Annotated in this window: 23 protein-coding genes and 1 pseudogene; 14 read left to right on the top strand and 10 right to left on the bottom strand. The window is 61.9% G+C overall.

Features of this window, described 5'->3' with window-relative positions; translation table 11 throughout:
* Positions 1–197: 197 nt before the first annotated feature.
* The 3 genes from NE852_RS16495 to NE852_RS16485 are packed head-to-tail and all read left to right on the top strand — an operon-like array spanning position 198 to position 3,758.
* Complete coding sequence (locus NE852_RS16495; RefSeq protein ID WP_258155842.1) at positions 198–1,982, top strand: bifunctional alpha/beta hydrolase/class I SAM-dependent methyltransferase; 1,785 nt, start codon at positions 198–200, stop codon at positions 1,980–1,982.
* A 10-nt stretch (positions 1,983–1,992) separates the two neighbouring features.
* Positions 1,993–3,321, top strand: coding sequence for a phosphatase PAP2/dual specificity phosphatase family protein (locus tag NE852_RS16490; RefSeq protein ID WP_008530571.1), 1,329 nt, complete (start codon positions 1,993–1,995; stop codon positions 3,319–3,321).
* Positions 3,318–3,758: a hypothetical protein gene (locus NE852_RS16485; protein ID WP_008530572.1), complete on the top strand. Its 441-nt coding sequence runs from the start codon at positions 3,318–3,320 to the stop codon at positions 3,756–3,758. The genes NE852_RS16490 and NE852_RS16485 overlap by 4 nt, the downstream gene beginning before the upstream one ends.
* A gap of 70 nt (positions 3,759–3,828) precedes the next feature.
* Here NE852_RS16485 and NE852_RS16480 read toward each other — a convergent pair whose 3' ends face one another.
* The 3 genes from NE852_RS16480 to puuD all read right to left on the bottom strand — a co-directional run bounded on the left by NE852_RS16480 (position 3,829) and on the right by puuD (position 7,664).
* Positions 3,829–4,971, bottom strand: coding sequence for an alpha-hydroxy acid oxidase (locus NE852_RS16480; protein ID WP_258155841.1), 1,143 nt, complete (start codon positions 4,969–4,971; stop codon positions 3,829–3,831).
* 138 nt (positions 4,972–5,109) lie between these two features.
* Positions 5,110–6,429, bottom strand: a complete 1,320-nt coding sequence (gene guaD / locus NE852_RS16475; protein WP_008530574.1) for a guanine deaminase — start codon at positions 6,427–6,429, stop codon at positions 5,110–5,112.
* Complete coding sequence (puuD, locus tag NE852_RS16470; RefSeq protein ID WP_008530575.1) at positions 6,426–7,664, bottom strand: urate hydroxylase PuuD; 1,239 nt, start codon at positions 7,662–7,664, stop codon at positions 6,426–6,428. The genes guaD and puuD overlap by 4 nt, the downstream gene beginning before the upstream one ends.
* A 310-nt stretch (positions 7,665–7,974) precedes the next feature.
* Between puuD and NE852_RS16465 the strand changes: the two genes are divergently transcribed.
* Entirely contained in the window at positions 7,975–8,307 is a 333-nt protein-coding gene (locus tag NE852_RS16465; protein WP_003565666.1) for a hypothetical protein, read from the top strand.
* A gap of 51 nt (positions 8,308–8,358) precedes the next feature.
* Here NE852_RS16465 and NE852_RS16460 read toward each other — a convergent pair whose 3' ends face one another.
* Complete coding sequence (locus tag NE852_RS16460; RefSeq protein ID WP_258155840.1) at positions 8,359–9,255, bottom strand: LysR substrate-binding domain-containing protein; 897 nt, start codon at positions 9,253–9,255, stop codon at positions 8,359–8,361.
* 101 nt (positions 9,256–9,356) lie between these two features.
* On the opposite strand from NE852_RS16460, the gene NE852_RS16455 reads away from it, so the two are divergent.
* Complete coding sequence (locus NE852_RS16455) at positions 9,357–9,548, top strand: hypothetical protein (protein WP_008530584.1); 192 nt, start codon at positions 9,357–9,359, stop codon at positions 9,546–9,548.
* Here the strand turns inward: NE852_RS16455 and xdhC are convergent.
* The 5 genes and pseudogenes from xdhC to NE852_RS16430 form a co-directional block, all read right to left on the bottom strand.
* The gene (xdhC, locus tag NE852_RS16450) at positions 9,524–10,339 is read right to left on the bottom strand and encodes a xanthine dehydrogenase accessory protein XdhC (protein ID WP_008530585.1); all 816 of its coding nucleotides are present in this window, start codon (positions 10,337–10,339) and stop codon (positions 9,524–9,526) included. The genes NE852_RS16455 and xdhC overlap by 25 nt on opposite strands.
* Positions 10,340–10,550: 211 nt before the next feature.
* Positions 10,551–10,970: pseudogene (locus tag NE852_RS16445) on the bottom strand (endonuclease domain-containing protein); the annotation flags it as partial.
* Between the two features lie 24 nt (positions 10,971–10,994).
* Positions 10,995–13,334 (bottom strand): xanthine dehydrogenase molybdopterin binding subunit, encoded by a 2,340-nt coding sequence (gene xdhB / locus NE852_RS16440; protein ID WP_258155839.1) that lies wholly within the window; start codon positions 13,332–13,334, stop codon positions 10,995–10,997.
* Between the two features lie 256 nt (positions 13,335–13,590).
* Positions 13,591–15,057: a xanthine dehydrogenase small subunit gene (gene xdhA, locus NE852_RS16435; protein WP_258155838.1), complete on the bottom strand. Its 1,467-nt coding sequence runs from the start codon at positions 15,055–15,057 to the stop codon at positions 13,591–13,593.
* A 28-nt stretch (positions 15,058–15,085) separates the two neighbouring features.
* Positions 15,086–15,862, bottom strand: coding sequence for a 3-hydroxybutyrate dehydrogenase (locus NE852_RS16430; protein ID WP_008530592.1), 777 nt, complete (start codon positions 15,860–15,862; stop codon positions 15,086–15,088).
* A gap of 260 nt (positions 15,863–16,122) precedes the next feature.
* Between NE852_RS16430 and glpK the strand changes: the two genes are divergently transcribed.
* The 7 genes from glpK (at position 16,123) to map (ending at position 22,737) form a co-directional block, all read left to right on the top strand.
* On the top strand, positions 16,123–17,616 hold the full coding sequence (glpK, locus tag NE852_RS16425) for a glycerol kinase GlpK (RefSeq protein WP_008530594.1): 1,494 nt from the start codon (positions 16,123–16,125) through the stop codon (positions 17,614–17,616).
* Between the two features lie 229 nt (positions 17,617–17,845).
* Complete coding sequence (locus tag NE852_RS16420; protein WP_008530596.1) at positions 17,846–18,220, top strand: YciI family protein; 375 nt, start codon at positions 17,846–17,848, stop codon at positions 18,218–18,220.
* Complete coding sequence (locus NE852_RS16415) at positions 18,217–19,476, top strand: RNA polymerase sigma factor (RefSeq protein WP_008530598.1); 1,260 nt, start codon at positions 18,217–18,219, stop codon at positions 19,474–19,476. The genes NE852_RS16420 and NE852_RS16415 overlap by 4 nt, the downstream gene beginning before the upstream one ends.
* Positions 19,477–19,566: 90 nt before the next feature.
* A complete protein-coding gene (locus NE852_RS16410) occupies positions 19,567–20,034 on the top strand; it encodes an SRPBCC family protein (protein ID WP_008530600.1) in 468 nt (155 codons plus the stop codon).
* Between the two features lie 176 nt (positions 20,035–20,210).
* Positions 20,211–20,501, top strand: coding sequence for a GIY-YIG nuclease family protein (locus NE852_RS16405; protein ID WP_008530602.1), 291 nt, complete (start codon positions 20,211–20,213; stop codon positions 20,499–20,501).
* A 376-nt stretch (positions 20,502–20,877) separates the two neighbouring features.
* Positions 20,878–21,939 (top strand): LLM class flavin-dependent oxidoreductase, encoded by a 1,062-nt coding sequence (locus NE852_RS16400; RefSeq protein ID WP_008530605.1) that lies wholly within the window; start codon positions 20,878–20,880, stop codon positions 21,937–21,939.
* Between the two features lie 39 nt (positions 21,940–21,978).
* Positions 21,979–22,737: a type I methionyl aminopeptidase gene (map, locus tag NE852_RS16395; protein ID WP_258155837.1), complete on the top strand. Its 759-nt coding sequence runs from the start codon at positions 21,979–21,981 to the stop codon at positions 22,735–22,737.
* Positions 22,738–23,031: 294 nt separating this feature from the next.
* Here the strand turns inward: map and NE852_RS16390 are convergent, their stop codons facing one another.
* Entirely contained in the window at positions 23,032–23,607 is a 576-nt protein-coding gene (locus tag NE852_RS16390) for a PadR family transcriptional regulator (RefSeq protein ID WP_008530612.1), read from the bottom strand.
* A gap of 166 nt (positions 23,608–23,773) precedes the next feature.
* Here NE852_RS16390 and NE852_RS16385 point away from each other — a divergent pair, with 166 nt between their 5' ends.
* On the top strand, positions 23,774–24,958 hold the full coding sequence (locus NE852_RS16385) for a YbfB/YjiJ family MFS transporter (RefSeq protein WP_037172900.1): 1,185 nt from the start codon (positions 23,774–23,776) through the stop codon (positions 24,956–24,958).
* A 123-nt stretch (positions 24,959–25,081) separates the two neighbouring features.
* Positions 25,082–26,347, top strand: a complete 1,266-nt coding sequence (sbmA, locus tag NE852_RS16380; protein WP_008530614.1) for a peptide antibiotic transporter SbmA — start codon at positions 25,082–25,084, stop codon at positions 26,345–26,347.
* Positions 26,348–26,377 lie beyond the last annotated feature (30 nt).

Here is a 26,377-nt window from a genome sequence, read left to right as displayed (position 1 = left end):
TACCTCAGTGGAATTTCGCGGCATTGGAAAAGTCTATCCCGGCTCCGGCGGTGCGGTTCGTCATACTTGTGGGAAGCCCATACTTCATATTGGTTCTCGCGTAAGACTTACATTTGTGACTAGACTTCTGCAATAAATTCAAATCACTATTCCGCCAATGGTTGCAACCTATCCACCGATCAGAATTGGAGAAGACCGTGCTGCAAACTGCCGATAGCGTGCAACCGTCCTCGACGGCCAGACCAGTGCGTGAATCCGAATTTGTATCGCATGACGGCACTCGGCTCTTTTATCGGGCGTGGCCTGCGACCGGCGCAGCACCGAAGGGCGCAATCATTCTTCTCCATCGCGGCCACGAGCACAGCGGCCGCGTCGCCCATCTCCCCGCCGAGCTCGGCCTCGATGATTTTGCCTTCTACGCCTGGGACGCACGCGGCCACGGCCGTTCACCGGGAGAGCGCGGCTATTCGCCATCCTTTGCCGCCTCGGCGCGTGATCTCGATTGCTTCGTCCGCCATGTCAGCGAGACAAGCGGTACTGCGGTCGAAGACATCGCCGTCATCGCGCAGAGCGTCGGCGCGGTGCTGGCCACCACCTGGGTGCACGACTACGCGCCGCCGATCCGTGCGCTGGTGCTGGCCTCGCCGGCCTTCAGCGTCAAGCTCTACGTGCCCTTTGCCAAAGAAGGCATTGCGCTCTGGGAAAAGCTTAAAGGGACATTTTTCGTCAATTCCTATGTCAAGGCGAGGTTTCTGACGCATGATCCCGAGCGCATCGCCTCATACGAATCCGACCCGTTGATCACCAGGCCGATTGCCTCCAATATTCTGGTGCAGCTCTATGAGGCGGCAGCCCGCGTCGTCGACGACGCCCGCGCCATCACCGTTCCGACCCAAATGCTGATCTCCGGCAGCGATTGGGTGGTGCGACACGCGCCGCAGCACCGGTTTTACGAGAACTTGGGCAGCCGCATCAAGGAACGGCATGTGCTTGCCGGCTTTTACCACGACACACTTGGCGAAAAGGACCGTGCGATTGCGCTCGCCGAGATCCGCCGTTTTATCGATGCGCGTTTCGCCGAGCCCCAGGCGCCTGCCGACCTTCGCACCGCCCATATTCAGGGCTATACCAAGGACGAGGCCGACCGGCTCGCGAGCCCTCTGGACGCCATATCCCCACGCGGTATCTACTGGGCGCTCAGCCGTCTCAACATCAGGCTCGGCGCGCTGGTGTCTGAAGGTATAAAGACTGGCGTCAAGACCGGTTTCGATTCCGGTTCGACGCTTGATTACGTCTACGAGAACGAGCCGCGCGGGCTCGGTCCCGGCGGGCGATTGATCGACAAGGTGTTCCTCGAGGCGATCGGTTGGCGCGGCATCAGGCAGCGAAAGCTGCACTTGCAGGAGCTGATCGACAATGGACTGCAGCGCCTGAAAGCAGCCGGCCGCAGTACGCATATGCTCGACATAGCGGCCGGGCACGGCCGTTATGTCCTCGATGCGATCGAGACGGCTGCCGTGCGTCCCGGTAGTGCGCGGCTGCAGGATTATTCCCCCGTCAACGTCGAGGCCGGCCGCAGCAGCATTGCCGCGCGCGGATTGAGTGATTTCGTGAGCTTCCGCCAGCAGGATGCCTTTGACGGCGAGGGGCTGGCAGCCATCACGCCGGCTCCGGATCTCGCGATCGTCTCCGGCCTCTACGAGCTGTTTTCCGACAATGCGATGATCGCCGCCTCGCTCGGCGGGATCGCCCGCGCGATGCAACCCGGCGGTCTGCTCGTCTACACCAACCAGCCATGGCATCCGCAACTGGAGATGATCGCCCGCGCGCTCACCTCCCACCGCGGCGGCCAGGCGTGGGTGATGCGGCGGCGGACGCAAGAAGAAATGGACCAGCTGGTCGCCGCTGCCGGATTCCGCAAGATTGAACAGCGCATCGACCAGTGGGGCATTTTCACCGTCTCGCTGGCGGAGAGGATCTGAGGGCAAAGCGTTGGGGCAGGCACATTCCACTCTTTCGCAGGCAGCGCCGGTCCTGAAGCGGGCGGCGCTCTGGCTCGTTTTCCTGGCGCCGTTCTTCTATCTGAGCTATGGCGGCGCCAATTGGCTGGCATCGCAACGCGCCCATGTGCCGAACATCGCCTTCGCATGGGAAAGCGCCATTCCGTTCATCGCATGGACCATCGTTCCATATTGGTCGATCAATCTGTTCTACGCACTCTGCCTGTTCATCAACACGACGCCGCGCGAGGTGGATATGCTCGCGAGGCGCTATCTGACGATCCAGTTAATCGCGGTCGCCTGCTTTATCGCGTTTCCGCTCGAAGCAACCTTCGTGCGGCCGGCAACGAGCGGCCTGCCTGGTTTCATGTTCGCGGTCCTCGGTGGCTTCGATAAGCCGTTCAACCAGGCGCCGTCGCTGCACATCGCGCTGCTCGTGGTGATCTGGGATCATCTGCGCGGCCGGCTGCCGCACAGGGCCCGGCTTCTCTGGCACTTCTGGTGCTTCCTCATCGGCGCCTCCGTGATGACGACATGGCAGCATCACGTCATGGACATACCGACCGGTGTGCTGCTCGGCCTGTTTGCCGCCTGGCTTTTTCCGCGCGATGCCGGTTCCCCTCTTGCGAATTTTGCGTTGAGCGGCGATCCGAAGTCGCGCCGTCTCGGCATCTGCTATCTGTGCGGCGCCGTCGCGTTTCTCGGCCTGACAGCGCTCTTTACTCCTCTGTCGGCCGCGGCACTTTTCTTGCTCTGGCCGGCCGTCGCGCTGGCGATCGTCGCAGTCGGATATTTCGGCGCCGGCCCGCAAATCTTCCTGAAACGCCCCGATGGCCGGGCCGCGCTGGCCAGCCGTTGGCTGCTGGCGCCCTACCGGCTCGCCGCTGCCGTCAATGTTTGGCTCTGGACCCGCAGAATGCCGCCATCCGTGGTGATCGCCGATGGCGTTCATCTCGGTCGTTTTCCGCGTCGCCATGAGGCCAACCGTTTTGCCGCCGTGATCGACATCACCGGGGAATTTCAGCGCCCGAACGGGACGCTCGCGCGCTGGTCCAGCTTTCCCACCCTCGATCTGACAGGCCTCGACAAGATCCAGACCCAAGCGGCGGCGAACCTCATCGAGGCTGCGCGTCACCAGGGACCGGTCCTCGTCTGCTGTGCGCTCGGTTTCCAGCGGAGCGCCGGCGTCATCGTGCGTTGGCTGCTCATCAGCCGGCGTTGCGATAATCCAGCCGAAGCGCTGCGGCTGATCGAACGGGCGGGGTGGCGTGTCTATCTGCCCGTCGAAAGTATCCATGCCGTGGCGGAGGGCTTGCAATGACGCAGTGGAATGCCACGGCCGCGGCGGCTGCGCGAAATCTCGGCCGCAATTCAATCTTCTGCGGGCTGGCAGCGCTGCTGCCGCTGGTTGTCGGCCCGATCGCCGTCGAACATCGCGGTCTCGCTCCATCGCTCGGCTGGCTCCTGATCCTTGCGTTCTGCCTGGTCGTCCTTGGGCTGGCGATCCATCTCCTTTTCGATGCGCTGTTGTTTCGTCTCGCGTCGAGCCATGAGACGGAGGCCGCCGGTCTTGCCGCCGTCGACGACCTGCTGTTCCGGATGCAGCTTCGCAAGCCTGACAGGACACTGCGTGGCCTCGATATGCGGATTGCAGGGTCGCGCCGCATCGTCTGGCGGCAGCGTTTTGCACTTGCCATCAGTCTCGTCACCTTTGCGATCCTTCTGTTCAATGCGACCGATGGCCAGCCGCTATGCTGAATAGAACGGCAGGTGATTGAAAGTGCTCGCCAGCATATCTGACGAGCCTTGCCGCGCCATTACCAGCAGATCATTGCCGTCCTGAAATGATCGACGAGTTCATGTCGTTGATGTCGCGCTTGCCGCAGAGCGCCATGGTGATGTCCATCTCCTTGCGGATGATGTCGAGCGCCAGAGTGACGCCTTCCTTGCCCATGGCGCCGAGGCCGTAGAGGAAGGGGCGGCCGATATAGGTGCCCTTTGCGCCGAGCGCCACGGCCTTCAAGACGTCCTGGCCGGAGCGGATACCGCCGTCGAGATGGACTTCGATACGATCGCCGACGGCATCGACGATTTTCGGCAGCATGCTGATCGAGGAGGGGGCGCCGTCAAGCTGGCGGCCGCCATGGTTCGAGACGATGATCGCATCGGCGCCGGTGTCGGCGGCGGCCCTGGCATCTTCCGGGTCGAGAACGCCCTTGATGATGAGCGGCCCGCCCCATTGCTCCTTGATCCAGGCGACATCAGCCCAGGAGAGGCGCGGGTCGAATTGCTCGTGCGCAAACTTGGGCACGGAGGCGACATTGGCGACGTTCTTCGCATGGCCGACGATATTGCCGAAGAATCGGCGCTTCGTCTGCAACATCTCCAGGCACCAGAGGGGCCGGGTCGCCATCTGCCAGATATGTTTCGCGGTAAATTTCGGCGGTGCCGAGAGACCGTTGCGCAGGTCCTTATGGCGCTGGCCAAGGATCTGCAGGTCAGCCGTCAGCACCAGCGCCGAGCATTTCGCGGCCTTGGCGCGGCGGATGAGGTCGAGCACGAAATCCTTGTCCCGCATCACGTAGAGCTGAAACCAGAAGGGGCGCGTCGTCACCGAAGCGACGTCCTCGATCGAGCAGATGCTCATCGTCGACAGCGTGAAGGGAACGCCGAATTCTTCGGCCGCGCGCGCCGCCAGCATCTCGCCATCGGCATGCTGCATGCCGGTCATGCCGGTTGGCGCAAGAGCCACGGGCATGGACACTTTCTGGCCGATCATCGTCGTCTCAAGCGTGCGGTTGGTCATGTCGACCAGCACGCGCTGGCGCAGCTTGATCTCACCGAAATCGCTCTCGTTCGCCCGATAGGTGGATTCCGTCCAGGCGCCCGAATCCGCATAGTCGAAGAACATCTTCGGCACGCGGCGCTGGGCGAGTTTTTTCAGATCGGCGATGGTGAGCGGAGTGGCCATGAATGGAACCTTCACAACTGAACGCGACTACCTGCGTAACATGGAATATGCCACAATGTTACGTGAATTCTGCGGTGTCAGGCAGCTTTTCGGCCACGGATCGGCCGGATCAGGTTATCCAGGGGAATGCCGAGATGCTCATGCAACTGCTCGAAGCACCGCTTTCAAAGCGACGCCCGCCACATAAGTCTCCGCGATCGCCCGGTCATCGCCCATCGTCTGCAGGAGGAAGAGTTCCTCGGGCAGCGTCTTCACCGTTTCCATCTTCAGCGCCATGGCCGGTGTCGCGGCGGCGTCGAGGACGACGAGGTCGGCTTCGGTGCCGGGTTCCAGCGTGCCGATCCGGTCGGCGAGTGACAGTGCCTCGGCATTGCCGCGCGTCATGAGGTAATAGCTTTCCAGCGGGTTCAGCCGCTCGCCGAGCAGCTGCTGGATCTTGTAGGCCTCGTCCATGGTCTTGAGCATCGAATAGCTGGAACCGCCGCCGATATCGGTCGCGACACCGATGCGGACCGGCTTTTCGCGGCGCGAGAGCGCCTTCAGCGGAAACAGGCCGGAGCCGAGGAAGAGGTTCGAGGTCGGGCAGTGGACGGCGACCGCACCTGTCTCGCTCATGACATCGGCTTCACGCTCCGAGAGGTGGATGGCATGGCCGAAGAGGCTTTTCGGCCCGAGCAGGCCGTAGCGGGCATAGATGTCGGTATAGTCGATCGCCTCGGGATAGAGCTCGCAGGTGAATTTGATCTCGTCGTGGTTTTCCGAAAGATGCGTCTGGATGTGCAGGTCGGGAAATTCGCGGGCAAGCGTCGCCGTCGCTTCCATCTGCGCCGGCGTCGAGGTGATGGCGAAGCGCGGGGTGATGGCGACATGGTTGCGGCCCTTGCCGTGCCAGTCCGCGATCACCTGGCGGGTCTCGTCATAACCCATCTCGGGCGTGTCGAGCAGGCCCTGCGGGGCGTTGCGGTCCATCATCACCTTGCCGCCGACCATGCGCATGTTGCGCTTCATCGCCTCGGCGAAGAAGGCGTCGGCGGAGGTCTTGTGCACGGAGCAATAGGCAACGGCCGTCGTCGTGCCGTGGCGGATCAGTTCGTCGTAGAAATGCGTCGCGATCCTTTCAGCATGGGCGGTTTCGACGAAGCGGCATTCCTCCGGGAACGTGTAGGTGTTCAGCCATTCGAGCAGATTGGCCGCATAGGAGGCGATCACCTGCATCTGCGGAAAATGCAGGTGCATGTCGATGAAGCCGGGCATGATCAGATGCGGCCGATGGTCGATCTCGGCCGTGCCCTCGGCTGCCTTCGCCTTGACGTCGGCATAGGAGCCGGCCGCGGCGATCAGCCCGTCCTCGATCAGCAGGCCGCCATCCTCCTCGTAGAGATAACTCTGGCCGTCGGCGAGGCTCAGCGGCGCGCGATGGAAGGAGAGCAGGCGGCCGCGGAGAAGTGTCGTCGTCATTGTTTCTTGCCTTCGACTGCGCTTTCGAACCAGGCGACGAGCAGCTTGCGTTCGTCCGGCGTAATATCGGTCACGTTGCCGGGCGGCATCGCATGGCTGCGGCCTGCCTGTATATAGATTTCTCGGGCATGGGCGGCAATTTCCGCGTCGTCTTCGAGCCTTACGCCCTTTGGCGGTCGCACGATACCCTCATAGACGGGCTCGGCGGCGTGGCACATGGAACAGCGCGTGGAGACCAGCTGTTTGACGGCGGGAAAGTGCGGATCGCCGGCGAATTGCTGGAAGGCGGGCGCCACTGCCGCCGCCTCCGTCTCGCCCGTCAGCTGCTTTGGCGCGGTCGAAAGCCACATAATCAGGATGAAGAGAATGACGGTGACGATCCACGTCCAGGTCGGCCGGCCTTTCTTCGCATGCGTGGTGTTGAACCAGTGGCGGATCGTGACGCCCATCAGGAAGACGAGCGCCGCGATCACCCAGTTGAACGCCGTGCCAAAGGCCAGCGGATAGTGGTTCGACAGCATGAAGAAGATGACGGGCAGCGTCAGATAGTTGTTGTGCAGCGAACGCTGCTTGGCGATCTGTCCGTATTTCGGATCGGGCGTGCGGCCGGCGATGAGGTCGGCGACGACGATCTTCTGGTTCGGGATGATGATCATGAAGACGTTGGCCGACATGATCGTCGCGGTGAAGGCGCCGAGATGCAGGAAGGCGGCGCGGCCGGTGAAAAGCTGCGTGTAGCCCCAGGCCATGAAGACCAGGACCACATAGAGCACCGCCATCAGGCCCCAGGTGTTGCGGCCAAGCGGGGATTTGCAGAGCAGGTCGTAGACGATCCAGCCGAATGCGAGCGATGCCAGCGAGATCAGGATCGCGACGGGCGGGCTGATGTCGAGCACGTGCCGGTCGATGAGGAAGAGGTCGGCGCCGCCGTAATAGACGATGCAGAGCATCAGGAACCCGGAGATCCAGGTGAAATAGCTTTCGTATTTGAACCAGGTCAGGTGTTCCGGCATCTGGGCGGGCGCCACCAGATACTTCTGGATATGATAGAAGCCGCCGCCGTGGACCTGCCATTCCTCGCCATAGGCGCCGGGCGGCAGATGCGGGCGTTTCACCAGTCCGAGGTCGAGCGCGATGAAATAGAAGGACGAGCCGATCCAGGCGATCGCGGTGACGACATGGAACCAGCGCGCCGCGAAGGCCAGCCATTCCCATGCTATTGCATATTCATACATCGAGTTCCCCTATCTTCCTCCGACTCGCGACATTGCGGAAATTTTGGCGGGGAGGGAAGAGGAGAATGAAGGACCGCGCATGCGGCGGTTTCCGCAACGGCCGCAACCGGCCAAGGCCGCGTCGCCGATCTTACCTGGCGTGCCTAAAAGCTGCCGAGAAGGCTGTGCATTATCTCCGGCTTATACTTGGTCTGCCAATCCAGCAGATCTTGAAACTGTGACAACTAGATTACAGTTATGTTGCAGGCCGCCGGAATAAAATAAGAACCGTTGCATGTCGGCGGCGCATTCATCAACGGAGAAGATGCCCATGCGCAGTATTCTGACGTGTGTGATGATTGCGTATGCGTCGCTGGCGACGGCTCACGACGCACCTTCGGGGTGGAGTTATGACCCCTATTGTTGCAATGGCGACAGTCATAATGGCGATTGCCAGATGATCCCTTCCAAAAGCGTGGCGGTGACGCCAGGCGGATATCGTGTGACGCTGCTGCCGGGCGACCACCGGCTGGTCACGCATGCTCACGTCTTCCTGCTGCCGATGACGAAGGCGATGCAATCCGGCGACAACGACTATCATCTCTGTCTGTTCCCGAACGAGGATACGCCGCGCTGCTTCTACGCGCCGGAGATGGGATATTGAAGCCACACGACGGGATCGGACCCGGCTCACCCACCGGGTCCGTCGTCTGATTTAATTGCCGGCCGCCTTCATCTCTTCGAGAATCCAGTTACGGAAGGCCTTGATCTTCGGCACGTTGCGTCGGTTTTCCGGATAGGCGAGCCAATAGGCCTTGCCGTCGCTGCGGGTCAGTTCGAAGGGCTGATAGAGCCGGCCGAGCGCGATTTCAGCCTCGTAGAAAGCCGGATGCAGGATGGCGACGCCATGCCCGGCCATTGCCGCATCGGCTTCCATCGCCTGGGAGCCGAGCTGGTTGCGCGGGCGCCGGTCGAGATCCGTCTCCGTGACGCCGGCTGCCTCGAACCATTGCTTCCACCAGATATCGCCGGCATCGAAGAGATCGAGTTTCAGGAGATCGCGCGGCTCCTTGATGCCGCCTGCCGATTCCGCCAGCTTCGGGCTCAGCATCGGCGTGAACTCCAGGCCCATCAGCCGGTGCAACGTCAGCCCCGGCCAGTTGCCGTCACCCCAGCGGATGCCGACGTCGATCTGCTCGCGGGTAAAATCGATGATGTCGGAGGTCGCCTGAAAACGCACCGCGATCGCCGGATGCTTCAAATGGAAGGAGCCGAGGCGCGGGGCCAGCCATTTCGAGGCGAAGGTATGGGTCGAGCTGATGGCGAGCGTGCCTTCGACGCTGTCGCGCGCCGTCGCCATCGCGTCATGCAGCATGGCGAAGGCTTCGGTCACCTTCGGCGCCAGCCGCTCGCCCGTCTCCGTCAGTGCGATCTGACGCGGACGGCGGAGGAAAAGCGGCTCGCCGACATTCTCCTCCAGCAGTTTGATCTGATAGCTGACGGCCGTCTGCGTCATGCCGAGCTCCTCGCCCGCCTTGGTGAAACTGCCGAGCCGGGCGGCGGTCTCGAAGACGCGTAGCGCATTCAGCGGAAATTGCTTTGAGAGTTTCATGGATAAGTTCTCTTGATGTAAGCAGACGGTTGTTCGATTGGAATTGCAGCATTTTTGGCGACAAACTGCAACTCGTACCATCAAACCATCGAGGTGATGCCATGGATTGCCAAGCTATCGACCAAAGCCGCCCGCAGCCGACCATCGGGATTTTCCAGCGCATCGGCGGTCGGCTGGCGCGGATATGGCGCATGTCCCGGCTCGATCTCGACGCAGCACCCGACCGCGTCAAGCGCGATCTCGGCTTTCTCGACGGACGCGATCCCTATTACGAGGATGAGCGCATGCGGTAGGCCGCAAGCGCCGTCAGGATTTCGGCGGCGGTCATGGCGGCGATCACCACGGGGCGCTTGTCCCTGACCGCGGAGCCGCCGATCGGCAGCGTCAGCCGCTCCATCCAGCCGCGCTCGCCGCCGCCTTCACGGGAAAGCCAGCTTGCCAAGGTGGCGCGTTTGGTGGATGAGCCGATCATGCCGGTATAGGCGAGATCGGTTCTTTCAAGCGCTTCGCGGGCGATGAGAAAATCAAGCGCGTGGTCATGGGTCAGGATGACGACCGCGCCGCCGGCAGGAATCTCCTTCGCCAGCGCTTCCGGCATCGGCACGAGCCGGGTCCTGGTTTCATCAGGCAGGTTGGCGAGTTCCTCCTGCCTGGTTTCGACGACCGTCACCGACAAGGGCAGCGGCGCAAGAGCCGCCGCCAGCGCCCGGCCGACATGGCCGGCCCCGAAGAGAAAGACCTCCGGCAGATGCTCGATCTCGCCGGCAAGCCTTGCCTCCAGTTCGTCTTTCAGAGTGCTTGTCAGCCGGCGAAACCGCAACTGGGTACGTCCGCCGCAGCACTGGCCGATCTCGGGGCCGAGGGGGATGTCCATGGTCCGTGCCCCGCCGGTTCCGGCCAGCATTTCCCGCGCATTGGCGATCGCCATGAACTCGAATTGTCCACCACCGATCGTGCCCCATAGGGCGGTTGGCGAGACAAGCATGAAGGCGCCAGCTTCGCGTGGAGTGGAACCCTGCGTGGCTGTTATGTCGACGAGGATGCTGTCGGGGTGGGCGGCGAGGAAGGTGGGGAGGTCGGTCATAGAGCGGCCTCGTAACCTACGGAGTATGCCGCGAAGACCCCCTCATCCGCCTGCCGGCACCTTCTCCCCGCTGGGGAGAAGAGGTATGTGGCGACGTCCCACTCCTCAGCACCTGCAATGGGACGGTGGCGCGATATGCTTGCTCCCCTCTTCTCCCCAACGGGGAGAAGGTGGCCCGAAGGGTCGGATGAGGGGGCTTGGTTCAAGCGCATTATGTTTTCAATTTCTCCGTACGAACGATCGCAGGATAGAAGCGAAGGATATCATCGCGCTGGAATATCCGCCTTTCAAGTGCGGCAAGGATCGTCTCGAGGACTGCTCTTCGCTCCTGGGTTATTTCATGATTCCAAAATCGGAGGATTGAATATCCAGCCTGGTTTAGCCACCAGGTCCGAGCCATGTCAGACATATTGTCGGCGTGTTGAAATCCATCGATTTCGATAATCAGTCGCTCTTCCCGGCATAGAAAGTCGGCGATGAAGGCTCCAAGTGGAACCTGTCGTGCAAACTTATACCCATTCAACTGCCGATTTCGCAGATCACCCCAAAGCCGATATTCTTCCTCGGTTTCGGTTCGGCGCAACTTGCGAGCTTGGAGAGTTTTGCCGGGACGTCTCTTCCTAATGTCTTCGGGATCAGGCATCCGAGCGATCTTCTACACCCGCTTCATCCGCTCCACCGCCATCAGCACCCGTTCCGGTGTCGCCGGCGCATCGAGCCTCGGGCAGACCCTGTAATCCGCCACGCTTGCCACCGCCATCGACAGCGCTTCCAGCACCGAGATCGCCAGCATGAAGGGGGGTTCGCCGACGGCCTTGGAGCGGCCGATGGTAGCCTCAGTATTCTCGGACCATTCGGCAAGCCGCACGTTGAAGATCTTCGGGCGGTCGGAGGCGAGCGGGATCTTGTAGGTCGACGGCGCGTGGGTGCGCAGTCGCCCCTTGTCGTCCCACCAGAGTTCTTCCGTCGTCAGCCAGCCCATGCCCTGCACGAAAGCGCCCTCGACCTGTCCGAGGTCGATCGCCGGGTTCAGCGAGCGGCCGACATCGTGGAGGATGTCGGTGCGGTCGATCAGATATTCGCCGGTCAGCGTGTCGATCGAGACCTCGGTGCAGGCAGCGCCATAGGCGAAATAATAGAAGGGCGTGCCGCGACCCGCCTTGCGGTCCCAGTGGATCTTCGGCGTCTTGTAGAAGCCGGCGGCCGAAAGCTGGACGCGGGCGAAATAGGCCTGCTTGATGAAATCGGGGAAGGCGATCTCGGTCTCGCCGACGCGCACCCGGTTCGGCAGGAAGACGACCTCGGAGGGCGCCACATCCCATTTCTCGGCGGCAAACGCCACCAGCCGTTCCTTGATCTGGCGGGCGGCGTCATAGGCGGCCATGCCGTTTAGGTCCGAGCCGGAGGAGGCGGCGGTGGCCGAGGTGTTCGGCACCTTGGCCGTCGTCGTCGCGGTGATTTTCACCCTAGAGATATCGACCTGGAAGCTGTCGGCCAGCACCTGCGCCACCTTGGTGTAGAGGCCCTGGCCCATTTCGGTGCCGCCATGGTTCAGGTGGATCGAGCCGTCCTGATAGATGTGGACGAGGGCGCCGGCCTGGTTGAAGGCGGTCATGGTGAAGGAGATGCCGAACTTGACCGGCGTCAGCGCGATGCCCTTTCTGATATAGCGGCTATCGCGGTTGAAGGCGATGATGGCGTTGCGCCGCGCCCGGTATTCGGCCGTTTCCTCCAGTTCTTCGACGACACGGGCGATGATATTGTCCTCGACCTCCTGATGGTAAGGCGTCAGCGTGCGCCCGGAACCCGGCTGGCCGTAAAAATTCAGCTTGCGGATATCGAGCGGGTCCTTGCCGAGGGCATAGGCGATCTCTTCGATGACGCGCTCGGCGCCGAGCATGCCCTGTGGGCCGCCGAAGCCGCGGAAAGCCGTGTTGGAGACCGTGTGCGTCTTCAGCGGCTTCGACTGCAGATGTACATGCGGATAGAAATAGCTGGAATCGGCATGGAAGAGGGCGCGGTCGGTCACCGGCCCCGAGAGATCCGAGGAGAAGCCGCAGCGCGCCGCGTAAGTCGCGTCGACCGCGTGGATGCGGCCCTCCGCATCGAAGCCGACTTCGTAATCGACCAGAAAGTCGTGACGCTTGCCGGTGGCGCTCATATCCTCGTCGCGATCGGGTCGGAACTTGACGGCGCGGCCGAGCTTCTTGGCTGCGATCGCCGCAAGTGCTGCGAACTGATTGCCCTGGGTTTCCTTGCCGCCGAAGCCGCCGCCCATGCGGCGCACGTTGACTGTCACGGCGTTGGAGGGGATATCGAGCACATGGCCGACGATGTGCTGGATCTCGCTCGGATGCTGCGTCGAAGACCAGACGGTGACCTCATCGTCCTCGCCGGGGATCGCCACGGCGATATGGCCTTCGAGATAGAAATGCTCCTGTCCGCCGATGCGCATCTGGCCCTTCAGCCGCATGGCGGCGTTCGGCATTTCCGTTTCCGGCTCGCCGCGGTGCAGCGTCATGGGAGTGATGACGAGTGGGCTGCCATTGGCGAGCGCGCCGTCAATATCGCTCCAGTGCGGAAGGTCGCGGTATTCGATCTTTGCGAGGCGCGCGGCGCGGCGGGCGGCGTCGCGCGTTTCGGCGATGACGGCAAAGATCGGCTGGCCGTGGAACTGAACCAAAGTTTCGGCGAGCAGCGGCTCGTCGTGGCTGCCGTTGGAACTGACGTCGTTGACGCCGGGCACGTTCTTGCCGGTGAAGACCCAGACAACGCCGGGATGGGCGGCAACGGCGGAAAGGTCGATGCTGAGGATTTCGGCGTGCGCTCGATCGGAGAGGCCGAGGGCGCCGTGCAGAAGGCCTGCGGGTTCGGGGATGTCGTCGATGTAGTCGGCGGTTCCGCTGACGTGTTTGTGCGCGGAATCATGGTGCAGCGAGCCGTGCATGGGGCCTGAGATGACGACTTTGGGGTCTTCGAAGGTGGACTTGTCCATTAGATCAGTCCTCCGCGAAGGGAGTTAGGGAATGCGGCTACTCCGCACTCCCTCATTCCTGTGCTTGTCACAGGAATCCAGCCACCGCGCGTCCGCGCGGTGAATGACTCGCTGAAGCTGATAAAAGGGTCTTCCGCGCCCAAGGACTTGGGCGCACTGGATTCCTGTGACAAGCACAGGAATGAGGGAGGGGAGGAGACCGCGGCTGCTCCTCTCATCAAGGCTTGCATTCCGGGCGTGCTGACTACCGTCTTCATCACGCCACCTCCTCAAACCGTTTCAGTTCCGCTGGCGCGCCCACCGTCTCGAGATAGAACCGGGTCAGCAGGTTCTTCGCGGTCAGCTGCCGGTACTCCGCCGTGGCGCGCCAGTCGGTCAGCGGCTGGTAGTCGGCGTCGAAGGCGGGGCGGGCGACCTCGATCGTTGCTTCCGTCCAGGGCTTTCCGATCAGTGCAGCCTCCACCGTGCGGGCGCGCTTCGGCGTTGCCGCCATGCCGCCGAAGGCGATGCGGATGTCGGTGACCATTTCGGCCTCGTCGCGGGTGAGCAGGAAGGCGCCGAGGACGGCGGTGATGTCCTCATCGCGGCGCTTGGTGATCTTGTAGGCGGCAAAGCGGCTGGTTCCCTTGGGGGTGGGCACGAAGACGCTCTCGACGAATTCGCCGGGCCTGCGGTCCTGCCTGCCGTAGGCGATGAAGAAATCCTCGAGCGGCATTTTTCGCTGGCCTTCGAGGGAGCGCAGCGTCAGCGTCGCGCCGAGCGCGATCAACGGCGGCGGGCTGTCGCCGATCGGCGAGCCGTTGGCGATGTTGCCGCCGATCGTGCCCATATTGCGCACCTGTTCGCCGCCGATGCGGTCGATCAGCCGCCCGAGCGCCGGGATCCTTTTGGAGATGGCCGTAAAGGCGCCGGTATAGCTGACGCCGGCGCCGATGGTGATGCCATCCTCGCTCTGCGTCACCGATTGCAGTTCGCTCAGGTGATTGATGAACACGACGGGGCTCAGCCGGCGCATCTGCTTCGTCACCCAGAGGCCGACATCGGTCGAGCCGGCGACGACGGTCGCGTCGGGCTCCTGCGAGAGGATTTCCGCCAGCGCCTGGATCGAGGCCGGTACGATCAGCCGGTCTTCATCCTTCCCGATCCTGATGGTGCCGTTCGCCTGCATCGCCCAGAGCCGCGCGATGATTTCCGAGCGCGTCCGTTCCAGCGGGTCGAAGAGGGCGCTTGGCCGCATCAGGCTCACCTGCTCAGCGGCCTTGACGATCGGCTCATAGCCGGTGCAGCGACAGAGATTGCCTTGCAATGCCTTTTCGATCTCTCGGCGGCCGGGCTTCTCCGTCGTGAGCCAAAGCCCATAAAGCGACATGACGAAGCCCGGCGTGCAGAAGCCGCATTGCGAACCGTGGCAATCGACAAGCGCCTGCTGCACCGGATGCAGTGCGCCGTCCCTGCCGGCCAGATGCTCGACCGTCACCACATGGGTGGCGTGCAGCGATCCTAAGAAACGGATGCAGGCATTGACGGATTCATAGGTGAGTTTGCCGTCGGCGAGCCGCCCGACAAGCACGGTGCAGGCGCCGCAATCGCCTTCCGCGCATCCTTCCTTGGTGCCGGTCAGGCGCCGATTCAACCGCAGGAAATCGAGAAGCGTCTCGGTCGGCCTGACATCGGAGAGGGCGATGTCCTCGCCATTCAGGATGAAGCGGATGCTGTCGTTCATGATATTCCCGGTTGTTTTTTCCAAATGGTTAAGCCGCCGTCCAGCCACCGTCAATCGAGATATGCGTTCCCGTCACCTGGCGGGCAGCGTCGCTCGCGAGATAGAGCGACAGCGCGCCGATCTCCTCGGCCTTGACGAATTCCCGGGTCGGCTGCGCCTTGAGGATGACCTCGCTCTTCACCTGCTCCTCGGTCATGCCGCGGGCTTTGGCGGTATCGGGTATCTGCTTTTCCACAAGCGGCGTCAGCACATAGCCGGGGCAGATGGCATTCACGGTGACGCCAAACTCGGCAAGCTCCAACGCTGCCGTCTTCGTCAAGCCTAATATACCATGTTTTGCCGCTACATAGGCGGATTTGAACGGAGAGGCGACGAGCCCGTGCGCCGAGGCGATGTTGATGATGCGGCCATGCTTCCTTTCCTTCATCAACGGGATCGCGGCGCGCATGGTGTGAAAGGAACTGGAGAGATTGATCGCGATGATCTGATCCCATTTCTCGATCGGGAAATCCTCGATCTTTTCGACATGCTGGATGCCGGCATTGTTGACGAGGACATCGACGGTGCCGAAAGTCTTCGCCGTCGTTTCGATCAGGTCGGCAATTTCGGCGGGCTTGGTCATGTCGGCCGGATGATAGATTGCCCGTCCCTTCGACAATGATTCAAGCCGTGCGACGATCGTCTTGATGTCTTCAGCATTTCCGAAGCCGTTGATGACGACATTGTCGCCCGTTTCGGCAAAGGCCGTGGCGATCGCAAGGCCGATGCCGCTGGTGGAGCCGGTGACGACGACTGATCTGCTCATGCTGTTTTCTCCTGACATCGCGATGCTGCGTTGCAACGTTACGGGCGAGGTTATGCCCAAAGCCGGCGGCCTGGCAATTCCGCTTTATTCGCTTTTCTCGCCCGCATCCGTGTCCTATTGATTTGTCACGATAATCAACGTGCCAGAGCATTTCCGTTTTTCTCCGAATCACGGAAATGCTCTATCTCTTTGTTTCACGCAATTCCGGACGCAAAACCGCGGTGCACTTTTGCTGGAATTGCTCTAGCGGGAGGGACTTCATGAGCGGATATGTTCTGGCGATCGATCAGGGAACGACATCGACTCGGGCGATCGTTTTCGACGGCGACATGCAGGTCGCCGGCAAGGGCCAGAAGGAATTCACCCAGCTCTATCCGCGCTCCGGCTGGGTCGAGCACGATCCCGAGGAGATCTGGGATTCTGTCGTTTCCACCGTGCACATGGCGCTGCGCGAAGCCAAGGTGACGGCGAAGGATATTGCCGCGCTTGGCATTACCAACCAGCGCGAGACGGTGGTCGTCTGGGAGCGCGACACGGGCCGGCCGATCCAGAACGCCATCGTCTGGCAGGACCGGCGCACGGCAAGCTATTGCGACAATCTCAAGCGGCAGGATCTGGAGCGGGTTTTCACCAAGAAGACCGGCCTCATCCTCGATCCCTATTTCTCGGGAACCAAGCTCTCCTGGATGCTCGCCAATGTGAAGGGTGCGCGAGCACGCGCAGCCAGAGGCGATCTCTGCTTCGGCACGATCGACACATTCCTGATCTGGCGGCTGACCGGCGGCAAGAGCTTCGTCACCGATGCCACCAACGCCTCGCGCACGCTGATGTACAACATCGCCGAAAACGCATGGGACGAGGATCTGCTCGACATCCTGAGGGTGCCGGCCGCCATGCTGCCGGAGGTCAAGGATTGCGCCGCAGATTTCGGCACGGTCGACCCTGATATCTTCGGCGCTGCCGTCCCGATCCTCGGTGTTGCCGGCGACCAGCAGGCGGCGACCATCGGCCAGGCCTGCTTTGCGCCCGGCATGCTGAAATCGACCTACGGCACCGGCTGTTTCGCGCTGCTCAATACCGGCGCCGATATGGTGCGCTCGAAAAACCGGCTGCTGACGACCATCGCCTACCGCCTGAACGGCGAGACGACCTATGCTCTCGAAGGCTCGATCTTCATCGCCGGTGCTGCCGTGCAATGGCTGCGCGACGGTCTCGGCGTCATCGGCAGCGCCGCTGAGACCAACACACTTGCCGAAAAGGCCGATCCGACGCAGGAGGTCTATCTCGTGCCCGCCTTCACGGGCCTCGGTGCGCCCTATTGGGATGCCAAGGCGCGCGGCGCGATCTTCGGGCTGACGCGCAACAGCGGCCCGGCGGAACTCTCCCGCGCCGCACTCGAAGCCGTCTGCTACCAGACCCGCGATTTGCTCGACGCCATGCAGAGGGACTGGAAGAACGGCACTGATGATACGGTGCTGCGCGTCGACGGCGGCATGGTCGCCTCCGACTGGACGATGCAGCGCCTCGCCGACCTGCTCGACGCCCCGGTCGACCGGCCGGTAATCCTGGAGACGACGGCGCTGGGAGCAGCCTGGCTCGCCGGCAGCCGGGCAGGGGTCTGGCCTGATAGAGACGGCTTTTCGGCGACGTGGAAACGCGATCGGCGCTTTACGCCTGACATGGACGAGAAGGTGCGGGCGGCAAAGCTCAAGGGCTGGAAGAATGCGGTCAAGCGGACGCTGAGCGAGGGATGACGAAAGGACAGGTATTCCTGTCAACTCAGCCAGTTCTCGACATCGCGGACACCATAGGCCACTGCGACGACGAAGATGCCGTCAGGCATGGGTTCGTAGATCGCGATATAGCGCCCTTCAATGAGAAGGCGCGATGTTCAAGATGGCGCTCCCGCTTCATCGATAATTTTTTAATGCGGCCTGTCGGGTAAGCGGTTACTCCTTCGTCATTCGGAAAGAGGAGTGATCGATGCTTTACGCAATCCTGTGTTACGCCCATGAGGAAACCGTCTTCGCCTGGAGCAAGGAGGAAGAGGCTGCCGTCATGGAAAAGCTCTACGCCGTGCAGGAGCCGCTCGCCAAAGCCGGCAAGCTGGGGCCTGTCGGCCGGCTGATGCCGACGACGGCGGCGACGACCGTGCGCAAGGGCAAGGACGAGGCTCTCGTCATCGACGGGCCTTTTGCGGAAACGAAGGAGGCGCTTCTCGGCTTCTACGTGGTTGACTTCGATACGCTCGATGAGGCGGTCGCCTTCTCGAAGCAGCTTTCTTCGGTCAATCCCGGTTCCACCTCTTACGAAATTCGGCCTTTCTACGTGTTCAGGCCGGGAGATGCTGCATCATGACCGACATTGCCTGGATCGACCTCGCGCTTGCTTCTGCCCGCCCCAAGGCGCTCGGCGCGCTGCTGCGCTATTTCCGCAATCTCGATACCGCGGAAGAGGCGTTCCAGGAGGCATGCCTGAGGGCGATCCGGACCTGGCCGGAGAAAGGGCCGCCGCGCGATCCAACGGCCTGGCTGATCTTCGTCGGGCGCAACAGCGGCATCGATGCCGTGCGCAAGCGCTCGAAGCTGCAGGCCCTGCCGGATGAAGATACGATCTCCGATACGGAGGATGCCGAAAGCGATATCGCCGAGCGGCTTGATGATTCCAACTATCGCGACGACATCCTGCGGCTTCTCTTCATCTGCTGCCATCCCGATCTGCCCGCGACCCAGCAGATCGCGCTGGCGCTGCGCATCGTCTCCGGCCTTTCGGTGACACAGATCGCCCGCGCCTTCCTGGTGTCCGAAAGTGCCATGGAGCAGCGCATCACCCGCGCCAAGGCACGCGTCGCCAAGGCGGGGGTGCCTTTCGAGACGCCGAGCCCCGAGGAGCGGGCGGAGCGGCTTTCGATCGTCAGCACCATGATCTATCTCATCTTCAACGAGGGCTACAGCCAGGCCGATCCCAAACATGATGCGACCGCCTTCAGCGACGAGGCGATCCGGCTTGCGCGCCTCATGCTGCGCATTTTTCCCTCCGAGCCGGAGATGATGGGGCTGCTTGCGCTGATGCTTCTGCAGATCTCGCGCCGGCCGGCGCGCTTCAGTGCCGAGGGGGAGATCGTGCTGCTTGAGGATCAGGACCGCTCGCTCTGGAACCAGCTCTTCATCAACGAGGCGCTGGCGCTGCTCGACAAGGCGCTGCGTCATCGCCGGCCTGGGCCCTTCCAGATCCAGGCGGCGATCGCCGCGATTCATTCCCGGGCAAAACGCGCTGAAGATACAGACTGGGTCGAGATCGATCTGCTTTATCGCGCGCTGGAGCGTATCCAGCCGTCGCCCGTCGTCATGCTCAATCGGGCGGTGGTGATTTCCAAATTGCAGGGGGCGCAGGCCGCGCTCGATGTCGTGGAACCGCTCGGCGAGAAGCTCGACGGCTATTTCTACTATCATGGTCTGCGCGGCAATCTGTTGAAGCAACTCGGCCGCAACGGCCAGGCGCGCGAAGCCTTCGACCGCGCCATCGCGCTTGCCCAGTCTGCGGCGGAGGCTGCTCATATCCGCCACCAGATCGACAAGATGCAGGAAGAGGCGGCGCAGCCGGTCGCAAAATAATTCAAGCATGCTGTCGCAATGCCGAACTTCGACACGTCCTTGTAACAACCTGAGACGAAACAGGTTTCATTCAAACGGAGAGATGTTGAAATGACCGCCAGCACGCAGCATGAACTTGTCCTCGTTCGCGAATTCGATGCCCCGCGCGAGAAGATCTACCGGGCATGGACCGATCCGGAGCTGCTGAAACAGTGGTTCGTACCGCGCCCCTGGGGCGTGGCGGAAGCAAAACTCGACGTCCGCCCCGGCGGCGCCAATGTCATCGTGATGCAGGATCCCGAGGGCAATCAATACCCGAACCGCGGCGTCTATCTCGAAATCATCGAGAACGAAAAGATCGTCTTCACCGATGCCTATACCAGCGCCTGGGTGCCGGCCGAAAAACCCTTCTTCACGGGCGTCATCCTGCTCGAAGAACTCGGCAACGGCAGGACGAAATACACCGCCAAGGCGCTGCACTGGCGCGCCGAGGACAAGGAAGCGCACGAGAAGATGGGCTTCCATGAAGGCTGGGGTAAGGCTGCGGACCAGCTGGCGGAACTGCTGGCGAAGATGTGAGCAGTGGAGACGGCGCGGTGAAGGCCGCGCCGTCCCGACGCTTCAAGCGCGGTGTGAGGCAGCTTGGGAGGTGATTCCGCCGATACCTGGAAGTCGTTGAAACTAGCTGGAATTGGTAATTTGGTCGCGTTCGCGCCTCTGTCGACGCGGAATGCGTCCTGTGCCAATCTGCCGGCATGAAGGGTTATGTCTACATTCTTGCATCCGCACGTAACGGCACACTCTACACCGGTGTGACACGCGACCTGGCCGGGCGACTATACGAGCACCAGAATGAACTGACGCCAGGCTTTACGTCGAAGTATGGAGTCAAGACGCTGGTCTGGTTCGAGGAGCATGATTTGCTGACGACCGCGATCACGCGGGAGAAGACGATCAAGAAGTGGCCGAGGCAATGGAAGCTCAATCTGATCGAGCGGGAAAATCCTCAGTGGGAGGATATTTCGTTTCATCTGCTGGGGCTGTGAAAAGTCTCTCGTCGCGCGGACGCGCGACTGCTGGATTCCTGTGACGAGCACAGGAATGAGGGAGTTCTTGGCACTCAAAGTGTTCAACAACAACTGCTTCACCCAATTAGCATCTGATACTAATGCTTTGAATGATAATGGATATGAGTGGCGGGGTGCGCACTTCTTGCTCCCTCATTCCTGTGCTTGTCACAGGAATCCAGCAGCGCCGTGTCTACGGCGCAAAGACTTCTAGCGAGCTGCCGGCCAAGCCTGAGCGACATCGTCGAACCATCCAACCGCTATCAAGATTCTCGAACATTCCGTTCCATAGTTTGTATTTGCGTTCGCTCTTGGCGATCCTTATCTGCGGGTCGAGTTCAACGGGATGCCGACAATGGAATTGGGGCTTTATACCTTCGCGGACGTCAATCCTAATCCCTCCCGCGCCAAGGGAGCGGAAGGGGCAGAGCGGCTGAAGCATCTGATCGAGGAGATCGAGCTTGCCGATCAGGTGGGGCTCGACGTCTTCGGGCTCGGCGAACATCATCGGCCGGACTATGCGGCGTCAGCTCCCGCGGTGGCGTTGGCAGCGGCGGCCGTCAAAACGAAGAACATTCGGCTGACGAGCGCAGTCACCGTGCTTTCCTCGGATGATCCGGTGCGTGTCTTTCAGCAATTCTCGACCCTCGACCTGATCTCCAACGGCCGGGCTGAGATCATGGCGGGGCGCGGCTCCTTCATCGAGTCCTTCCCGCTGTTCGGCTACAATCTCGAAGATTACGACCAGCTTTTCGAAGAGAAGCTCGATCTGCTGTTGGCGCTGCGTGACAGCGAGACGGTCGACTGGAGCGGTGAGCTTCGCGCGCCGATCCGCGGTCGCGGCGTCTATCCCCGGCCGCTGCAGGATCCGTTGCCGCTCTGGGTCGCCGTCGGCGGCACACCGCAGTCGGTGGCGCGCGCCGGTGCTCTCGGCCTGCCGGTGGCGCTGGCGATCATCGGCGGTGAGCCGCGCCGTTTTGCGCCGCTCTTCGATCTCTATCGTGAGGCGGCGCGTCGGGCTGGGCAGGACCAGGCGAAGCTGAAGACCAGCATCAACGTTCACGGTTTCATCGCCGACACGACGGAAAAGGCGGCCGAGCAATTCTACGGGCCGCAGGCCGAAGTGATGAACCGCATCGGCCGCGAGCGCGGCTGGGGACCGACCAGCCGGGCGCATTTCGACATGTCGCGCGGGCCGAACGGCGCGCTCTTCCTCGGCGATCCCGAGGTGGTCGCCGAAAAGATCATCGCCCATCACGCGCTTTTCAAGAACGATCGTTTCCTGCTGCAGATGGCGATCGGCCTGATGCCGCATGATCAGATCATGCGCGGCATCGAGCTCTACGGAACGAAAGTGGCGCCGATCGTCAGAAAGGCATTGACTGAAAAGGACGAAGGGGCGAAAGCCACAGCTTGAGGTGGCCGCGGCTGCCCTCTACCAGCCCGGAAAAGACGAATGGTCATCGTAGACGACGACGAACTGGTGAAGCTCAAGGAAATCGGCCGCATCTGCGCCAACGCCATTCAGGTGATGGCCGCGGCGATGGAGCCCGGCATGACGACGCTGGAGCTCGACCAGATCGGCCGCAAGGTGCTCGAGGATGCGGGTGCGCGCTCGGCACCGGAGTTCTGCTACCAATTTCCGGGTGCGACCTGCATCAGCATCAACGAGGAAATCGCCCACGGCATTCCAGGCCCGCGCGTCATCCGCGCCGGCGATCTCATCAATATCGACGTCTCGGCTGAGAAGGACGGCTTCTTCGCCGATACCGGCGCTTCCTTTGCCGTGCCGCCGGTCAAGCCGAAGATCGAACGGCTCTGCCGCGATGGCAGGCGGGCGCTCTGGGTCGGTCTCAATCAGGTGAAATCGGGCGAACCGCTGGCAAAGATCGGCACTGCCGTCGGCGCTTTCGCGCAGAAGAACCGCTATACGCTGGTCGCGAACCTCGCGAGCCACGGCGTCGGCCGCTCGCTGCACGAGGAGCCGGCCGAGCTTTCGACCTGGCCGGACCCTTCGGAAAAGCGCGTGATGACTGATGGTCTCGTCTTCACCGTCGAGCCCTTCCTTTCGCTCGGCGCGACTTGGGCCGAAGGCGGCGACGATGCCTGGACGCTCTATGCCGATCCGAAGGCGCCGACCGTGCAATACGAGCATACGGTGGTTGCAACGCGGAATGGGCCGATGATTTTGACGCTGCCGGATGAGCGGGGGTAGGGCTGAAACCGTATTGGGGAGGCCGCGCCCTTTGGGGATTCCGATGGTTGTCGCGATCAGCCGCGTCTCCCTGGCACTTCGTCGGGCGCTCACTTCTCCTCCCTCATTCCTGTGCTTGTCACAGGAATCCAGCCACCGCGCGTCTGCGCGGTGAATGACGCCATGAGCAGTTGAAAAGAGTCTCCTGCGCCCAAGGACTTGGGCGCACTGGATTCCTGTGACATGCACAGGAATGAGGAGGGGGAGGTCGGCTCATCCATTAACTCACTCAGCTTTGGTGGCCAACCTTCGTGCTCACCCCCGCGTCTCAGGCCTGCCGCCCTGCAGGATCTCCGTGGCGGCGCGTTCCAGGATGCCGGCGATGCGGGCGGCTTCGGGTTTGGACCAGGGATAGCGCATCCGAAGCGCTGAGCGCAGCAGCATGCGGGCCGCGCGGATATCGCCGCCGTCCTGCATGAAGTCGCCATCGTCGCCCTCGTCGGCGCCGTGACGGTCGCTTTCGAAGACGCGCTTCACATAGGCCATCTTTTCGCCGATGCGTTCGAGCTTGGCGAGCGTATGCAGAATCATCTCGCGGTTTTCGGCGACGCGGCGGCGGCCGGCCTCGGTGATGCGATAGAGCTTCTTGGCGCCCTCATTCTCCACTTCGGCAAGGCCGGTCTCTTCGAGATAGGTGAGCGCGGGATAGATGACGCCCGGGCTCGGTACGTAGAAGCCGCCGGAGCGCTCCTCCAGGATCTTGATCAGTTCATAGCCATGGCATGGCCGCTCATCGAGCAGAGCCAGGATGACGAGCTGCAGGTCGCCCGCTGCGAACTTGCGGCCCATGCGGAAACCACCGCCGAACATGCCGCCTTTAAAACCTCTCATGGTTTTTCCTTTCATCGTTGGATATATCGTTGACTATGTCGTAAAACATATATCGTAAGATAACTCATTTCAAGGGCGGTGGTGGAAATCCGATCTTTCGCGGAATTGATCGATCGATCAGAATTACTCGTTTGTGGCGAATGCGCTGCGGCGCGATAAGCGCTGCATGCTTTCCCGTCCTCCTCGCTCCGCGCCCAATCTCGTTTCCACTGCCGCTGCCGGCGCCGTCGCGATGGCGGCGGCCATGGGCTTCGGGCGCTTCTCCTACACGCCGATCCTGCCCGGCATGATGAGCGGCGTGCCGATTTCGGCGGCCGATGCCGGCCTCATCGCCTCGGCGAATTTCGTCGGTTATCTCGTCGGGGCCGTACTGGCCGCCTATGGCTGGGCGGCAGGACGCGAACGGATGGTGGCGCTGCTGGCGCTCTTTGCCACGGCGATCCTGCTTGCGGCCATGGCGGCCACCGATTCCGTCGTGGTCTTTGCCGTGATCCGCTTCCTCGCCGGGCTTGCGAGCGCCTTTGCGATGGTCTTCACCTCGTCGATCGTGCTCAGCCATGGGGCGGCCGCCGGCAACGACCATGTGCAGGCGGCGCATTTCGGCGGGCCGGGGGCAGGGATCGCGCTTTCCTCGGTGATGGTGCTCTTGATCGGCTTCGGTTTTCACGACGGGCCGGACGGCTGGCGCGCCGACTGGATCGGCGGGGCTCTCTACTGCGCGGCAAGCCTCGTCGTGGTCTGGTGGCTCTTGCCATCGGAACCTGCGCAATCGGCAGGGGCGGGCAAGGAGCCGGCGCTCGTCTGGGGCCGGCCGATGGTGCTCGTGACGCTGTCCTACGGGCTGTTCGGCTTCGGCTACGTCATTACGGCAACGTTTCTCGTCACCATCGCGCGGCTGTCTGCGACGGGACCCTTCGTCGAGTTTCTCTGCTGGTTCATCGCCGGGCTGACATCGGCGGTCGCGCTCTTCGCCTGGAAGCCGCTGGTGAGGCCGCTCGGGCTGGGTGGCGTGTATGTCGCCGCCCTTGTGGTCGAGGCTGCCGGCGTGCTTGCGACCGTGGCGTTGCCGCCGTCGGTCGCGCCGCTGATCGGCGGGGCGCTGTTCGGGGCGACGTTCCTCGCGATCACCGCTTACGGGCTGCAGATCGGCCGCAAGCTTGCCCCCGAAAGCCCGCGGCGGATTCTCGCGATGATGACGGCGGCCTTCGGCGTCGGCCAGATCGTCGGGCCGATCGTCGCCGGCTGGATCGCCGAACGTTCAGGCAATTTCACCGTGCCGACGGTGATCGCCGCCGCGGCACTCCTTGTCTGCGCGGCGCTTGTCATGCCCATCATCAAGAAAATCGTTTAGCCCGTTACATCTGCGTAACAATCGGCCGAACCCATTGCTGCTTCCTTCGAACTGCCTTAGTTTCCGGCACAATCAGTGTTCCGACACTCCCGAGACTCACAGTTCAGGAAAGCAAAGCCTCCCGTGTTTCATTCCTTCTTTCCCCAGCCGAAATCTTTCTTCATTTCGCTTGTCGTCTGGACACTAATTTCAATATTGGGCTGGTATTTCCTCGCGGCCGGTCTCGGCGCGTCGTTTGGCTTTGCACCGGTTCCGGAAGAGCAGCAGCCGATCGATCTCTCCTTCTTCCTGCTGCCGGAAAATATCTGGTTCTACAGCTATTTCTTTCTGTCGGCGCTGATCTTCTGCGGCTCGTGGCATCTGATAGCGCGGAACCATCCCTGGAAGCTGTGGTCGATCTGGGGTTCGGCGCTGATTATCTTCGTGACCTATTTCGGCGTCCAGATCACCGTCGTGATCAACAATTGGCGCCGCCCGTTCGGTGACCTTCTCCAAAATGCCTTGTCGAAGCAGCCGGGCATTTCTGTCGACAATTTCTACAGCCTGATGTGGGTTTTCTGTCAGATCGCCTTCCTCAGCATGTTCGTGTCGATCATGACCGACTTCTTCACGAGCCACTACATCTTCCGCTGGCGCACGGCGATGAACAATTTCTACATGTCCAAGTGGGAAAAGCTGCGTCACATCGAAGGTGCTTCGCAGCGCGTTCAGGAAGACACGATGCGCTTTTCGAGCACCCTCGAGGGTCTCGGCATCAGCCTTATCAACTCGGTCATGACACTCGTGGTCTTCCTTCCGATCCTGCTGGCGCTGTCGCATTACGTGACCGAACTGCCGGTCATCGGCCCGCTGGCGAATTCGCTCTTCTGGCTGGCGCTTTTCTGGTCGGCGTTCGGCACGCTGCTGCTCGCGGTGGCCGGTATCAAGCTGCCGGGCCTGAACTTCCGCAATCAGCGCGTCGAAGCGGCCTATCGCAAGGAACTCGTTTACGGTGAGGACCATGCGGAAAGAGCCCAGCCACTGACGGTCAGAGAGCTCTTCAACAATGTTCGGCGCAACTACTACCGAATGTATTTCCACTATATGTATTTCAACGTCGCCCGTTATTTCTACATCCAGGCGGACGCACTCTTCGTGATCTTTATGCTGGTGCCGACGATCGTGGCGGGCACGATCACCTACGGTATCTTCCAGCAGATTTCGACCGCCTTCGGCCAGGTCAGTAACTCGTTCCAGTATCTGGTCAATTCCTGGACGACGATCATCGAGCTGCTCTCCATCCACAAGCGCCTCAAGGCCTTCGAGGCGGCCATCGAAGACGCGCCGCTGCCGGCGATCGACCGGCATTATCTCGAGCGGGAAGCCGGCGTCGTGCATGTCGATGGGTGATGGGTGAGACTGGATGAGTGGGGCTTCAAT

The organism is Rhizobium sp. Pop5, assembly GCF_024721175.1.
GTDB lineage: Bacteria > Pseudomonadota > Alphaproteobacteria > Rhizobiales > Rhizobiaceae > Rhizobium.
This window is presented reverse-complemented; position numbering and strand designations above follow the sequence as displayed.

Excerpts from the sequence above, each read along its gene's own strand:
- NE852_RS16430 (WP_008530592.1), bottom strand. The coding sequence starts at position 15,862 with ATGAGCAGATCAGTCGTCGTCACCGGCTCCACCAGCGGCATCGGCCTT.
- NE852_RS16460 (WP_258155840.1), bottom strand. The coding sequence starts at position 9,255 with ATGAAACTCTCAAAGCAATTTCCGCTGAATGCGCTACGCGTCTTCGAG.
- NE852_RS16400 (WP_008530605.1), top strand. The coding sequence starts at position 20,878 with ATGGAATTGGGGCTTTATACCTTCGCGGACGTCAATCCTAATCCCTCC.
- NE852_RS16390 (WP_008530612.1), bottom strand. The coding sequence starts at position 23,607 with ATGAGAGGTTTTAAAGGCGGCATGTTCGGCGGTGGTTTCCGCATGGGC.
- xdhA (WP_258155838.1), bottom strand. The coding sequence starts at position 15,057 with ATGAACGACAGCATCCGCTTCATCCTGAATGGCGAGGACATCGCCCTC.
- guaD (WP_008530574.1), bottom strand. The coding sequence starts at position 6,429 with ATGACGACGACACTTCTCCGCGGCCGCCTGCTCTCCTTCCATCGCGCG.
- NE852_RS16415 (WP_008530598.1), top strand. The coding sequence starts at position 18,217 with ATGACCGACATTGCCTGGATCGACCTCGCGCTTGCTTCTGCCCGCCCC.
- puuD (WP_008530575.1), bottom strand. The coding sequence starts at position 7,664 with ATGTATGAATATGCAATAGCATGGGAATGGCTGGCCTTCGCGGCGCGC.
- xdhB (WP_258155839.1), bottom strand. The coding sequence starts at position 13,334 with ATGGACAAGTCCACCTTCGAAGACCCCAAAGTCGTCATCTCAGGCCCC.
- NE852_RS16410 (WP_008530600.1), top strand. The coding sequence starts at position 19,567 with ATGACCGCCAGCACGCAGCATGAACTTGTCCTCGTTCGCGAATTCGAT.
- NE852_RS16465 (WP_003565666.1), top strand. The coding sequence starts at position 7,975 with ATGCGCAGTATTCTGACGTGTGTGATGATTGCGTATGCGTCGCTGGCG.
- map (WP_258155837.1), top strand. The coding sequence starts at position 21,979 with ATGGTCATCGTAGACGACGACGAACTGGTGAAGCTCAAGGAAATCGGC.
- xdhC (WP_008530585.1), bottom strand. The coding sequence starts at position 10,339 with ATGACCGACCTCCCCACCTTCCTCGCCGCCCACCCCGACAGCATCCTC.
- NE852_RS16405 (WP_008530602.1), top strand. The coding sequence starts at position 20,211 with ATGAAGGGTTATGTCTACATTCTTGCATCCGCACGTAACGGCACACTC.
- glpK (WP_008530594.1), top strand. The coding sequence starts at position 16,123 with ATGAGCGGATATGTTCTGGCGATCGATCAGGGAACGACATCGACTCGG.
- NE852_RS16485 (WP_008530572.1), top strand. The coding sequence starts at position 3,318 with ATGACGCAGTGGAATGCCACGGCCGCGGCGGCTGCGCGAAATCTCGGC.
- NE852_RS16480 (WP_258155841.1), bottom strand. The coding sequence starts at position 4,971 with ATGGCCACTCCGCTCACCATCGCCGATCTGAAAAAACTCGCCCAGCGC.
- NE852_RS16455 (WP_008530584.1), top strand. The coding sequence starts at position 9,357 with ATGGATTGCCAAGCTATCGACCAAAGCCGCCCGCAGCCGACCATCGGG.
- NE852_RS16420 (WP_008530596.1), top strand. The coding sequence starts at position 17,846 with ATGCTTTACGCAATCCTGTGTTACGCCCATGAGGAAACCGTCTTCGCC.
- NE852_RS16385 (WP_037172900.1), top strand. The coding sequence starts at position 23,774 with ATGCTTTCCCGTCCTCCTCGCTCCGCGCCCAATCTCGTTTCCACTGCC.